A 13,234-nucleotide genomic window follows, 5' to 3' on the forward strand; every position below is an offset into this window, starting at 1 on the left:
ACCTTAGCGGCGTCAGTACACGTCGCGGACGTAGCGCTTGTCCGCGCTGAGCTGCTTCACGTACGCCTCGGCGGCGTCCGGGGCGAGGTGGCCGTGGGCGACGGCGATCTCACGCAGGGTACGGTCGACGTCCTTGGCCATGCGGCTGGCGTCGCCGCAGACGTAGAAGTGCGCGCCGTCCTGCAGCCACGACCACAGCTGGGCGCCGTGCTCGCGCATGCGGTCCTGCACGTACACCTTGTTGCGCTGGTCTCGGGAGAACGCCAGGTCGAGGCGGGTCAGCGTGCCGGCCTCGCGCAGCGCGAGCAGCTCCTGCTCGTAGTAGAAGTCGGTGGCGCGGCGCTGCTCACCGAAGAACAGCCAGTTCGCGCCGCGGGCGCCGCGCGCCTGCCGCTCGTGCAGGAACCCCAGGAACGGCGCGACGCCGGTGCCCGGACCGACCATGATCATGGCGGTGGCCGGGTCCGCGGGCGGGCGGAAGTGCGGCGACCGCTGGACGAACACCGGGACGTCACCGTCGGCGGGCAGGTCGGCCAGGAACGTCGACGCGACGCCCTTGCGGATCTGGCCGCGGCTGTTGGGGAAGCGCAGCACGGACACGGTGAGGCTGACCCGGTCCGGGTCCAGCAGCGGCGTGGAGGAGATCGAGTACTGCCGCGGCTGGAGCCGCTTGAGCACGCCGGCCCACTCCTGCGCGGTGGCGTCGACCGGCCACTCGGCGACGACGTCGATCGCCTGCCGACCCCACGTCCACTTCGCCAGCTCGCCCTGGTTGTCGGGGCGCAGCAGGGTCTTGAGCTGCGGGTCGCCGTTGCGGTCGGCGACGAACCGCAGCAGGTCCGGGCTGATCTTGGCGATTTCCAGGCGGCGGTGCAGCGCCTCGGACAGCGGCAGCGTGCCGTGCTGGGCCAGCTCGACCGGGTCGTCGGCGCGCAGCCCGGTCACCTTCAGCCACTCGCTGACCAGGTCGGGGCAGTTGACGGGCCACACGCCGAGGGAGTCGCCGGCCTCGTACGGCAGGGCACCGGCACCCGCCTCGAACGTGAACTGCCGGACCTCCTTCGCCGAGCCGGGCAGGCTCAGCAGCCGGTTGCCGGCTAGGCGGGCGGTCAGCGGCTGGTTGCGGGTCGGCGCCGGCAGCGGCGCCCTGGGCCGGGGCACCGCACGCAGCGCGGCGATGACCTGGTCGAGCCAGGCGTCGGCGGCCGGCTGGTAGTCCGGCTCGCAGTCGACGCGGGCGGTGAGCCGGGTCGCCCCCAGCTCGCTGAGGCGGGCGTCGAGGCGCCGGCCGTGGCCGCAGAAGTCGTCGTAGTTGGAGTCGCCGAAGGCGAGCACCGCGTACCGGCGGTCGTCGAGGCGGGGCGTGTCGGGCCCGCCGAGCGACTGCCAGAACGCGGCGCCGTTGTCGGGCGCGTCGCCGTCGCCGAACGTGCTGGTGATGATGAGCAGGTCGGCGGGGCCGTTGAGGGTGTCGACGCCGACGTCGGCCATGCTGCGCACCACCGGCTGCCAGCCCGCCTCGGCGAGGCGGCGGCCGACGACCCCGGCGAAGTCCTCGGCGTTGCCGGTCTGCGACGCCCACAGGACCTGGACGGCCGGTCCGGTGCCGTCCTCGGCGGCTTCCCCGGCGGCGCGGACGGCGAGCGCGGGGACCGCCGGCACCCGCGAGTACCGCCCGGCGAGCAGGCCGTTGACCCACAGCGCCCGCTCCGGGCTGACCGGCGCCGACGCCGGCAGGACCGGCACGGTGGTGTGGTCCGGCGGGGCGGCGGTGAGCGCGTCGAGGAACCCGGCGAGGTACCGCTTCTCGTCGTCGGTGAGCTGCGGCGGCGCCGTCGGCAGCCCGAGCATCTCGCGCAGGTCGGAGCGGTCCGGCACGTCCGCGACCCGGGTGAGGGACACGGCGCAGACCTTCAGCTCGGGCTGGAACGACACCGGGTCGACGGCGTCGTTGGTGACCGCGTTGACGCTGAGGTACTCGCCGAACAGGTCGTTCCAGTGGAACGGCGCGAAGCACCCGCCGGGCATGACCCGGTCCGTCACGACCGCGGGCAGCACCGCCCGGCCACGCCGGGACGCGACCTCGACCCGGTCGCCGTCACCGACGCCGAGGCGGGCCGCGTCGACCGGGTTGAGCTCGACGAACGGCCCCGGGTTGAGCTTGTTGAGCTTGCCGACCCGGCCCGTCTTCGTCAGCGTGTGCCACTGGTGCTGCAGCCGGCCGGTGTTGAGCAGGAACGGGTAGTCGTCGTCCGGCAGCTCCGCCGCCGGCAGGTGCGGCCGGGCGTGGAAGACGGCCCGCCCGCTCGGCGTGGCGAACGCCAGCCGCGGCCGGCTGCCGTCCGGGCCCTCCAGGAGGCGCTGGCTGACGCCGTCGTTGCGGTACCGGATCGGGTTGCGCGCCGCCGCGCCGGGGGCGGCCGGCCACTGCACCGGGCCCTCACGCAGCCGGTCGTAGCTGACGCCGCGCAGGTCGTAGCCGGTGGCGGGGTTCCAGAACGCGCGCAGCTCCGCGAAGACGTCCTCGGCGTCGGCGTAGTCGAACGCGGCGCCGTACCCCATCTCGGTGGCGATGCGGGCGATGAGCTGCCAGTCGGGCAGCGCGTCGCCGGGCGGCGGAACCGCCCGGTGCACGAGCGTCAGCGACCGCTCCGAGTTGATCATGATGCCGTCGGCCTCGCCCCAGATCGCCGCGGGCAGGATCACGTCGGCGTACGCGTTGGTCTCGGTGTCGCCGTACACGTCCTGCGTGATGACGAGCTCGGCGGCCTCCAGGCCCTCGATGACGGTGCGGCGGTTGCCCACCGACGCGACCGGGTTGGTGCAGATGATCCAGCACGCCTTGATCTGCCCCTCGGCCATCCGGCGGAACATGTCGACGGTGCCGGTGCCGGCCTCGGTGCGCAGCGTGCCGCGGGGCAGCCCCCAGCGGTGCTCGACGAACGCCCGGTCCTGCTCGACGAGCACGGAGCGCTGACCGGGCAGGCCGGGACCCATGTAGCCCATCTCGCGGCCGCCCATCGCGTTGGGCTGGCCGGTCAGCGACAGCGGGCCGCTGCCCGTGCGGCAGATGGCGCCGGTGGCGAGGTGCAGGTTGACCAGGGCGTTGGTGTTCCAGGTGCCGTGGGTGGACTGGTTGAGCCCCATCGTCCAGCAGCTGACCCAGTTGTCGGCGGTCCCGATCAGCGCGGCCGCGGTCTCCAGGGACGCCTCCGGGATGCCGGTGATGCCGGACACCCGGGCCGGGGTGTAGTCCTCGAGGAACTCCGGCATCGCGGCCCAGCCCTCGGTGTGCTCGGCGATGAACTGCTCGTCGACGTGCCCGGCCCGCACCAGCAGGTGCAGCAGACCGTTGAGCAGCGCCAGGTCGGTGCCCGGGTTGACCTGCAGGAACAGGTCGGCCTTCTCGGCGGTCGCGGTGCGCCGCGGGTCGACCACGATGAGCTTCGCGCCGGCCTTGACCCGGTCGAGCATCCGCAGGAACAGGATCGGGTGGCAGTCGGCCATGTTCGCGCCGATGACCAGGAACACGTCGGCGTGGTCGAGGTCGTCGTACGAGCCGGGCGGCCCGTCGGAGCCGAGCGACAGCTTGTAGCCGCTGCCGGCGCTCGCCATGCACAGCCGCGAGTTCGACTCGATCTGGTTGGTGCCGATGAAGCCCTTCGCCAGCTTGTTCGCCAGGTACTGCGCCTCGAGGGTCATCTGGCCCGACACGTACAGCGCGACCGCGTCCGGCCCGTGCTCGTCGACGATCGCCCGCAGCCGCCGCGCCGTCTCGGTGATCGTCGCGTCGAGGTCGGCGTCCTGCGGCGCGGCGCCCCGGTCCCGGCGCACCTTCGCGGTGCCGAGCCGGCCCGGCGCGGCCAGCATGTCGGCGCTCGTCGCGCCCTTGGTGCACAACCGCCCGCGGTTGGCCGGGTGCTCCTTGTCACCGGACGCCTTGAGCACCCTCGGCTGGCCGTCAGGCCCCCGACCGATGTCCAGCACGATCCCGCAGCCGACGCCGCAGTATGAACACACCGTCCTGACCTGCGTGTCCAGTGCTGCCACCATCACTTCCTTCCGCCCGGCCGACACCGACGCGTCGACCGTGACGCTGCGGCGAGCATAGGAACGGCGCGTTACGCCCGCGTCACGCCGATCATCGCCGCGTCGTTACACGTGCCCCACATCGATCGCGCTGCGGGTGTGAAGGTGCGTCACCTCCCACCGCCGGCGTAATCCGTCAGGTCGCGCAGCCGGCGGACGGGCGACAGCAGCAGCGCGAGGGGCGCGGCGAGCGCGGCGGCGGCGAACACCCACAGCGTCGCCCGCCCGCCGAGCGGCCCGGCGAGGGCGCCCGCGACCAGGCCACCGACCGGGATCGCGCCCCACGACACGAACCGCACCGTGGCCATCACCCGCGGCAGCAGCTGCGGCGGGCTGGCGATCTGCCGGTACGTCCTCGTGGTCACGCTCAGCACCACCACCCCGGCGGCGAACAGGACGTTGCCGGCGGCGAAGGCGGCGAACGCCACCCAGCCCGTGCCCGCCGGGACGAGCACCGCGCCGGCGACCGCCACGAACCCGGCCCGCACCAGCGCCCGCGCGGACCCGAGCCACCTGGTGATCCGCGTCGTCAGCGCGGCACCGGCGAGCGAGCCGACCCCCTCCACCGCGAGCAGCAGCCCGACGAGCGCGGCGGGTGCGTGCAGCTCGCGGACCAGGTACAGCGGGTACACCGCCAGCTGCGCGCCGCAGACGAAGTTGACGGCGGTCGCGGTCCACATGCCGGGCCCCATGACGGGGTGCCGGACGACGAACCACCAGCCCTCCCGGATCAGCACCCAGGTCGGTTCGGGCTTCCCGCCGGGCTTCCCGCCGGGCTTCCCGCCGGGCGTCCCGCCGGGGACCCTGCCGCCCCGAACCGGCAGGGTCCGCAGCAGTGCGGCGGAGACCAGGTAGCTGCCGGCGTCGACGAGCACCGTCGCGACCGGCCCGAGCAGCTGCACGCAGAACCCACCGGCCGACGGCCCACCGAGCTGCGTGGCGGCGTGGGTGGCCGAGGTGAGGCTGTTGCGGGCCTGCAGCTGCTCCCGCTCCACGATCTCCGGCAGGAACGTCGCGTTGGCCACGTCGAACACCACGTCGGCGAAGCTGACCACGAGCGCCGTCACCACCAGGTGCGCGACGCTGAGCCACCCGAGCCACCACGCGACCGGCACCGACCCGACGGCGACCGCCCGCACCAGGTCCGCGCCGATCTGCGCGCCACGCAACGGCAGCCGCTGCACCAGCACCCCGGCCGGCAGCCCGATCACCAGCCAGGCCACGTAGCTCGCCGCGGCGATCACGCCCATCTCGAACGGTCCCGCGTCCAGCACCGTCAACGCCGTCAACGGCAGCGCGACGGCACCGACCGCGGACCCGGCCCCACTGGTCGTGCCCGCCGCCCACCAGGTCCAGAACGCCCGGCGCCTCGAACGCAGGGGCCGCGGACGCGCCTGCCGCAGAGTGAGTTCCATAATGGAACGCACTATAGTTGGTGGTCGTGGACCGCGCTGCCCTTGCCGACGCCGACTGCGGCATCAGTCAGGCCCTGGGCGTCATGGGCGACGGCTGGACGTTCCTGATCGTGCGCGACATCGCCGGCGGCACCACCAGGTTCGACGCCCTGCAACGGGCCTTGGGCGTGAGCCGCCGCGCCCTCACCGAGCGCCTCGCCCGCCTCGTCGAGGACGGCGTCCTGCGGCGGCGGCAGTACAGCGCCCATCCGCCGCGCTACGACTACCTGCTCACCGCGAAGGGCGAGGGCCTGCTACCGGTGCTCGTCGCCCTCCAGGACTGGGGCACCCGCCACGTCATGGGCACCGGCGCGCTGACCGCCACCGCCGACGGCGCCTCGGCCGAGGCCCGCCGGGTGCACGCGCTGACCGGCCGCCGCCTGCCCGACGTCACCCTCACCGGCCACGACGGCACCCCCGTCGACCTGTGCACCCGCGTCGGGTGGACGGTGCTGTACTGCTTCCCCGGCGCCTACGCCCCCGGCACCCACGGCTACCCGCCCGGCTGGAGCGACATCCCCGGCGCGCCCGGCTGCACCCTGGAGTCGATCACGTACGCGGCCCGCCACCCGGCCTTCCTGGCGCACAACGCCGAGGTGTACGGGGTGAGCACCCAGCGCCCCGACCAGCTCGCCGCGTTCGTGGCCCACGCCCGGCTGCCGTTCCCGCTGCTGTCGGACCAGGACCTCACCCTGACCACCGGCCTGCTCCTGCCGACGTTCCGCGCCGGCGGCGTCGACCGGCTCAAGCGCCTGACCCTGCTCGCCGACCCTACGGGCACGATCCGCGAGGTCCAGTTCCCGGTCACCGACCCGGCCGCCTCGGTCGACGACGTCCTCGCCACCCTGACCCGCCTGACTCGCCCGCCCGCGTGACTCGCCCGCCTGACCCACCCGTCCCGACGGCGCGGCGCCCCGACGGCGTGGCGCCCCGACGGCGTGGCGTGGCGTGGCGTGGCGTGGCTACAGCGTGACGGACGCGCGGCCGTCGGGGCGGCTGTCCGGGTCGAGGACCCAGTGCTCGCGGACCGTGGCGCGGTACATGCGATAGACGCCGTCGCCCGTCACCTCGTCGATCTTGACCCGCCGGCCGCCCTTCGGCAGGGCCGCGTCACCGTAGGCGGCCGCGACCGCCGCGACGGCCGACCCGGTGACCTCCGCCGCCACGCCCGCCATGTAGACGGCGTCGGGCTCTCCGACGGGGAGGCTCGAGTCGTACACGACCAGGCTCACTTCAGGCCGCTCAGCCAGGTTCCGCGAGTGCCGCGCCCCGGGCGAGGACATCCAGATCAGCTCCCGGTACCCGCTCAGCGTGTAGAACACCGGCGACACCCACGGCCGCCCTTCCCCGTCGGCGGTGCCGAGCACCACGTACCGGTTGCCGTCCAGCACCGCCCGCGCGACGTCCTCGAATGCGCCCATGTTCGCAGCGTATGACCGTGCCGCCGTCACCGCGACAGCACGAACGTCACCTCACCCCGCCCACCGCAACGGTGCACCCACACCTCCACCGTGACCGGCCCCTCCCGCACCGGCACCCAGTGATCGACCGTGCTCATGGCAGCACCCACGTCGACTCCGTCGGTCCCCACCACCAGCCGCGCCGTGTGCACCAGGGTCGAGCCGGGCAGCTCTGGGCGCCCGTCGTACACCCGGACGGTCACCGGCTCGCGGCCCTCCGTCGCCACCAGGATCACGCCCGGGCCGGCCACCACCGGACCCGCCCCGCCGCCCGGCTCAGGCACCTCGACGTCCGCACCGGTCACGGACAGCATGACCTGCCCGTCCCCCGCCAAGCCCGGGACCTCCACCTCGACGTCAACCTCGAGGAGCAGCTCAGCTTCTGCCACCGCCCGATCATCCACCACCAGGCCCGGCACCGATGCCCCGGCGACGCGACACCGCCAGACACGGCAACACCAACCGGACACAGCACCGCCGGCCAGACACAGCACTGTCCGGCCAGACATGGCGACGCCCGGCCAGACATGGCGACGCCCGGCCAGACATGGCGACGCCCGGCCAGACGAGAGCCAACAGCGACCGGAAAGCTCCCCGCAACCCTGCATTCCACAGCGACCGGCGGGCCACAACCGCCGCCGCAGGCAGCACCGCCGCAGGCAGCACCGCCGCGCAGGCAGCACCGGGCGTGCGGCGCGGCCACAACGGCGCCGCGACAAACCGGACGGCGCTGCCCCGGGCGTCACACCGCACGACCGCCGCAGTCTGCTGCAACCGCGATCCCGAGGCCCGCCGGGCCGCAGGACCGCCGCGGTCGGCCTCAACCACGATCCCGAGGCCGACCGCCAGCATGACCAGCACGCCCGACCAGCACGCCCGACCAGCACGCCCGACCAGCACGCCCGACCAGCACGCCCGACCAGCACGCCCGACCAGCACGCCCGACCAGCACGCCCGCGGATCTCCGGGACGACGTAGCGGGCGTGCGGCTCGCGGATGCCCTTCGGGAACTGGACCTGCCAGTCGTGGTGGTAGCCGGGCGAGACGACCCGGATGCGCAGGCGGCCGCCCTCCTCGAAGCACTCGACGACGACGCCGCCGGAGGGGTCGGTGGCGACCTCGACGTTGGTGGACGGGGCGACGGCCTCCATGCGGGGCGCCTTCACGTCGACATACTCGGGCACGACGCCCTGCTCGGCGTTGCGCACGGCCTCCTCGCTGGCGTCGATGCAGGCCAGGGAGCCGTCGGTGGTGACGATGTACAGCCGCTCGTTGTGATACTGCATCGAGTAGGCGCTGCCGCAGCCGGTGCCGAGCTTCCACAGGCGGCGGCCGTCGGCGGCGAAGCAGTAGACCGACGAGCTGGAGTCGCCGGCGAAGACATAGCGCCCGTCGGGGGCGGCGGCGCACGAGTAGATGGTGTTGTCGCAGCGGAACGTGACCCCGGCCCGGCCGTCCTTGTGGAACTCGAGCACCGAGTTGGAGGACATGCCGGCGTAGAGGGTGTCGCGCTCCTGCCAGCCGAACAGGACCGCGCCGCGGGTCGGCTGGTGCCACAGCTCCTTGCCGGTGCGCCAGTCATAGCTGGTGACGCCCTTGCTGTGGCCGTGGTGCACGGCGTTGTCGTCGCAGCGCACCATCCAGCCGCTGAAGCCCTTGCCCTGCTGGCGCCACAGGAAGTCGTCCTCGTGGTCGATGCTGCAGATGCCGCCCTTGGCGTCGGCGACGCCGAGGACGCCGTCGTGGATGTCGAGCCAGTAGATGTCGATGTCGGGGGCGATCGAATACGCCAGCCGCGGGACCTTGCCGGAAAGGTCGTAGACGTTGCCGTCGTCGCAGCCGGCGTAGAGCCAGTCATCGTCGGCGACGATGCACTTCACGCCGTCGGGGAGCTGGAACTGGCGCTGCACCTCGGCGTCGTGGGAGAGGGTGGTGACGACGCCGGCCTCGTTGCCGACCATGCAGACGCGGTCGTCGACGAAGATGCCGAACGCGGACGAGCCGGACTTGTAGCGCCACAGCAGCGGGGCGGTCTTCGCGGTGGAGCGGGCGCTGACGATGACCCGGCGGGACACCGAACGCTTGGCGCGCTGGCCGGCGACGGCCGGCGCGTAGCCCTTGCGGACCTTCTCGCCGATCTTCTTCGCCGCTTCCGCGGTCGCCTTGGCGTGGTCTGGGTAGGACGTCGTCTTCGTGGTGCCGGGGTCGCCGATGCGGCCGTAACGGATCGACATCTCGGTGCCGTCGACGGTCACCTCATAGAACTTGTGGGCGCTGCCGCTGTCCTCGGACAGCTCGAGATAGGTCGTCTGCAGCATCGGTCACGGCCTTTCGAAAACGGATCAACGAGGGGGCGCCGACAGCGTAGCGACGACCACCGACAAAAATTGAGGGGTGCTGCATCTGCGGGTCATCTCCCCACCGGACCGGACCGACGAGGTCGTCCGGATCATCGAGGCCGCCCCCGGCGCGACCAACCTGGTCGTCCTGCCCGGCGCGGCCCGCCAGCCCGACGGCGATCTCGTGCTCTGCGACGTCGTGCGGGAGGCCGGCAGCCAGGTGCTGTCGGCGCTGCGGAGGCAGAAGATCCACGAGGTCGGCTCGATCGCGGTCGACCACGTCGACGTGGCGCTGTCCCACGTCGCGACCGCGGCCGCCGACGCGGCGCCGGGCCTGGCCAGCGACGCCGTCGTGTGGGACGAGATCGAGCAGAAGACCGGCGACGAGACCGAGCTGTCCGGCACCTACCTGCTGATGTTCTCGGTCGCCACGATCATCGCCGGCATCGGCGTGCTGCTCGACCAGCCGATCCTGATCGTCGGCGCGATGGTGGTCGGCCCCGAGTTCGGCCCGCTCGCCGCGCTGTGCGTCGGCATCATCCGGGGCCGTCCCGGGTTCATCAGGCGGGCGTCGCTCGCGCTGGTGGTCGGGTTCCTGACAGCGATCGTCGCGACGATCGGCACGACGTTCCTGCTGGACCTCGCCGGCCTGGTCGAGAAGGACATGCTGCTGCGGGAGCGGCCGATGACGGACTTCATCTGGCGGCCGGACGCGCTGTCGTGGGTGGTCGGGTTCCTGGCCGGGATCGCCGGCATGCTGTCGCTGACGTCGGCCAAGGCCGGGCCGCTGATCGGTGTGCTCATCTCGGTGACGACGGTGCCGGCCGCGGCCAACATCGCGGTGGCCCTCGCGTACGGGGTGCCGGACGAGGCGCTCGGCTCCGCCGTCCAGCTGCTGCTGAACCTGGCCGCCATCGTCACCGCCGGCGTCCTCACCCTCCTCACCCAACGCGCGTTCTGGAACTGGAAGGCACGACAGTGACCGATCTGCGCGAGGCCCTCGACCGGCTCCTCGAAGCCGTCCCGCCGAAGCGGCTCACCGAGTCGGTGCAGCGCCTCATCGTCGACTACCGCAGCGGCCGCCCCGCCGACGAGCCGCTGCTGCGCACGATGGTGGACGCGACCGCGTACGCCGCCTACCGCATGCCCGCCACCCACGCCGCCGTCTCCGCCGTCCTCGGGCAGCTGGGCCAGGACCTGCGGCCGCAGAGCCTGCTCGACGTCGGCGGCGGCTCCGGCGCGGCGACCTGGGCGGCCCTGGAGGCATTCCCCAGCCTGGCGTCGGTGACGGTGCTGGACCAGGTGCCGGAGGCGCTGAAGCTCGGCGAGCGGATGCTGCCCCGGGCGACCTGGCAGCAGTGGCGGCTGGGCGAGCCGTTGTCCACTGTGGATATGGTACTGGTGTCGTACGTCCTGGGTGAGCTCACCGACGACGACCAGCACACCCTCGTCGACCAGGCCGGCGCCGCGGCCCGGCAGCTGGCGGTTTTCGTCGAGCCGGGCACGCCCGCGGGGTACCGGCGCATCCTCGACGCCCGCGACCGGCTCATCGCCGCCGGCTGGACCGTCGCGGCGCCGTGCCCGCACCAGCTGGCGTGCGGGATGACCGGCAAGGACTGGTGCCACTTCTCCGCGCGGGTGAACCGCTCCGCCCTGCACCGCCGGCTCAAGGGCGCCGAGCTCGGCTACGAGGACGAGAAGTTCTCCTACGTCGCGGTCACGAAGCAGGACAACACGACGCCGGGCCGGGTCGTGCGGCACCCCGCGTTCCGCAAAGGTCTCGTCACGCTGCAGGTCTGCGCCCCCGACACCCGCGTCGGGCCGACCCTGGTGTCGAAGCGGGAGGGGCCGGTGTACAAGGCCGCCCGGGACGCCGAGTGGGGCGACACCTGGCCGCCGGCAGCGCGATAGGCCCGGCCGCTGAGGTCAGCGGCCGGGCCCGTCAGTCGCGTGCGGTGTCAGGTCAGGTCTGGTCCGCCGCGAAGGAGGCGACCCAGGACAGCGACGAGTTCCAGTTGATGGTCAGCTCGTTCGTCGACCACGACTTGATGTCGTCGATGTAGCACAGCTGCGGCTTGCAGCCCTTGAGCGCCGCCGAGGCGACCTCGTCCTGCAGCGAGGAGTTCGGGCCACCGGCCAGGGTGCCGCGCGGCGGGTTGGGCAGCTTCGGGTCGAGCTGGTGGGCGTACCAGCGGCTGTGCTGGTTCTTCGACGCCTTCTCGCCGTAGCCGGTCACGTAGGACTGGTTGAGCGCGTTGCGGCCGAAGATGTAGTCCATGCCGGCCAGCACGCCGTCGCGGTACTTCGCCTCGCCGGTGAGGTCGAACGCGGTGCCGACGACGGCGAGGTTGTTGAGCATCTGGCTGTTGGAGGCCCAGTCGTAACCGCCGTTGGGCGCGTACGCCTGGTTGTACGCCTGCGAGTTCAGCGTGGCGAGGTGCTTGTCGGCGCCGGCGACGACGCTCGCGCGGACCCGCTCACGGTCCGGCAGCTTGTTGTCGACGGTCGCCAGGTCGAGCCGGCCCAGCGCGCCGACGGCACGCCAGTCGAAGGCGTTGGCGAAGACGTCGGACTTGTGCACCGGCGAGGCGGTGACGAAGTCGGCGAACTTCTTCTCGCCGGTCGTGATGTACAGCTCGGCCGCCGCCCAGTAGAACTCGTCGTCGGCGTCGGTGTCGCCGTACGCGCCGCCGCCGGTGGAGTCGGAGTCCGGCGCGTAGACCTTCGGGTTCGCCTGCGCCGCCGCGAACGCGGCACGGGCCGAGGTCAGCAGCTTCTCGGCGTACGCCGCGTCGTACGCCTTGAACAGCCGGGCGCCCTGCGCGGCCGCGGCCGCGAGGTTGAGGGTCGCGGCGGTGGACGGCGGCTTGAGCACCCGCTGCTGCGTGTCGGCGGCCGGGTCGGTCGGCAGACCGGTCCAGGCGACGTCCTGGACCTTGTGGTGCGCCATGCCGGCGAGCTTCTGCCCGGCCGGGACCTGCATCTTCATGAGGAAGTCCAGCTCCCAGCGGGCCTCGTTGAGCACGTCGGGGGTCTTCCCGCCGGTCTCGGGCTGGCGCAGGGTGCGCGCCTTGGACGCCTTCGGGGAGCGCTCGTAGGAGCTCATGAGCTGGGCGACGGAGATGCCGCCGTTGACGACGTACTTGCCGTGGTCGCCGGCGTCGTACCAGCCGCCGGTGACGTCCAGCGTGTAGTCACAGGAGCCGGGTGCGCACGGGACCTTGGTGTCCCCGCCGTTGGGGGTCTCGGCGGTGTGCCCGGCCTTGCGGCCGTAGCCCGGAGCGATCTTGTCGTCGATGGCGATGCCGCTGCGCTGCGGGTAGTAGAACGACATCGCGTCGATCGCGAGCTGCCGGTACGCCTTCGGGTCCAGGTCGAACGGCAGGCTGGCCTTGCCGTCCACCTCGAGGGTGTACGTGTTGCCGGTACCTTTGTAGTCGCTGAAGTCGACCGTGTGGGTGTTCTGGCCGGAGCTGGCATCCATGCCGTGCGGGGTGGTCTCACCCGAGGCGACGACCGTGCCGGCCTTGTCCTTGAGCTGCCACGGCAGCGGGGTGCTCGAGTCGCTGATGACGGTGGCCCGCTTGGGGCCGTCAGGCAGGTAACCGACCTGGTTGACCCGCACCGGCGTGTCGGGGATGTGGTCCGGGGTGGCGGGGAACGCGTATGCCGCGCCGTCACCGCCCGATCCGACGCCGGGCAGGCCGCCGTCCTTGGTGGCGAACGCGATCGGCAGGGCGACGGCGGGGACCGCCACGATTGCCGCGACGGCAGCGAGTTTGGCCTTGTTGGACAGGTTCGGCAGGCGCACCGGCTCTCCTTCTCGGTCTGGTTACAGGGCCCGCCGCCGTCACCCTCGGGGGAGAAATGGGGTGATCGGCGGCGTGTCCGG

General features: G+C 72.7%; 8 protein-coding genes. 3 read left to right on the forward strand and 5 right to left on the reverse strand.

Annotated elements, in window-relative coordinates; genetic code table 11:
- Positions 1 to 12: 12 nt before the first annotated feature.
- Both OP18_RS11420 and OP18_RS11425 read right to left on the reverse strand, forming a co-directional pair.
- Positions 13 to 4,053 carry a bifunctional nitrate reductase/sulfite reductase flavoprotein subunit alpha gene (locus OP18_RS11420; protein ID WP_033358774.1) on the reverse strand — a complete coding sequence of 1,347 codons (4,041 nt, stop codon included), beginning with the start codon at positions 4,051 to 4,053 and terminating at the stop codon, positions 13 to 15.
- Positions 4,054 to 4,199: 146 nt separating this feature from the next.
- Positions 4,200 to 5,504: an MFS transporter gene (locus OP18_RS11425; RefSeq protein WP_052386546.1), complete on the reverse strand. Its 1,305-nt coding sequence runs from the start codon at positions 5,502 to 5,504 to the stop codon at positions 4,200 to 4,202.
- A 26-nt stretch (positions 5,505 to 5,530) separates the two neighbouring features.
- Here OP18_RS11425 and OP18_RS11430 point away from each other — a divergent pair, with 26 nt between their 5' ends.
- Positions 5,531 to 6,418, forward strand: a complete 888-nt coding sequence (locus tag OP18_RS11430; RefSeq protein ID WP_033358927.1) for a winged helix-turn-helix transcriptional regulator — start codon at positions 5,531 to 5,533, stop codon at positions 6,416 to 6,418.
- An 87-nt stretch (positions 6,419 to 6,505) separates the two neighbouring features.
- Here the strand turns inward: OP18_RS11430 and OP18_RS52305 are convergent, their stop codons facing one another.
- Positions 6,506 to 6,964 (reverse strand): pyridoxamine 5'-phosphate oxidase family protein, encoded by a 459-nt coding sequence (locus OP18_RS52305; RefSeq protein ID WP_052386547.1) that lies wholly within the window; start codon positions 6,962 to 6,964, stop codon positions 6,506 to 6,508.
- 26 nt (positions 6,965 to 6,990) lie between these two features.
- Entirely contained in the window at positions 6,991 to 9,321 is a 2,331-nt protein-coding gene (locus OP18_RS60485) for a WGR domain-containing protein (RefSeq protein ID WP_245635342.1), read from the reverse strand.
- A 76-nt stretch (positions 9,322 to 9,397) separates the two neighbouring features.
- On the opposite strand from OP18_RS60485, the gene OP18_RS11445 reads away from it, so the two are divergent.
- Together OP18_RS11445 and OP18_RS11450 are read left to right on the forward strand one after the other, a co-directional pair.
- The gene (locus tag OP18_RS11445) at positions 9,398 to 10,324 is read left to right on the forward strand and encodes a DUF389 domain-containing protein (protein ID WP_033358775.1); all 927 of its coding nucleotides are present in this window, start codon (positions 9,398 to 9,400) and stop codon (positions 10,322 to 10,324) included.
- Entirely contained in the window at positions 10,321 to 11,253 is a 933-nt protein-coding gene (locus OP18_RS11450) for a small ribosomal subunit Rsm22 family protein (RefSeq protein WP_245635343.1), read from the forward strand. Before OP18_RS11445 ends, OP18_RS11450 begins: the two co-directional genes overlap by 4 nt.
- 52 nt (positions 11,254 to 11,305) lie before the next feature.
- Here OP18_RS11450 and OP18_RS11455 read toward each other — a convergent pair whose 3' ends face one another.
- Positions 11,306 to 13,153: a glycoside hydrolase family 9 protein gene (locus tag OP18_RS11455; RefSeq protein ID WP_052386548.1), complete on the reverse strand. Its 1,848-nt coding sequence runs from the start codon at positions 13,151 to 13,153 to the stop codon at positions 11,306 to 11,308.
- Positions 13,154 to 13,234: the final 81 nt, after the last annotated feature.

Origin of the sequence: Dactylosporangium aurantiacum (assembly GCF_000716715.1) — a bacterium.
Taxonomy (GTDB): domain Bacteria; phylum Actinomycetota; class Actinomycetes; order Mycobacteriales; family Micromonosporaceae; genus Dactylosporangium; species Dactylosporangium aurantiacum.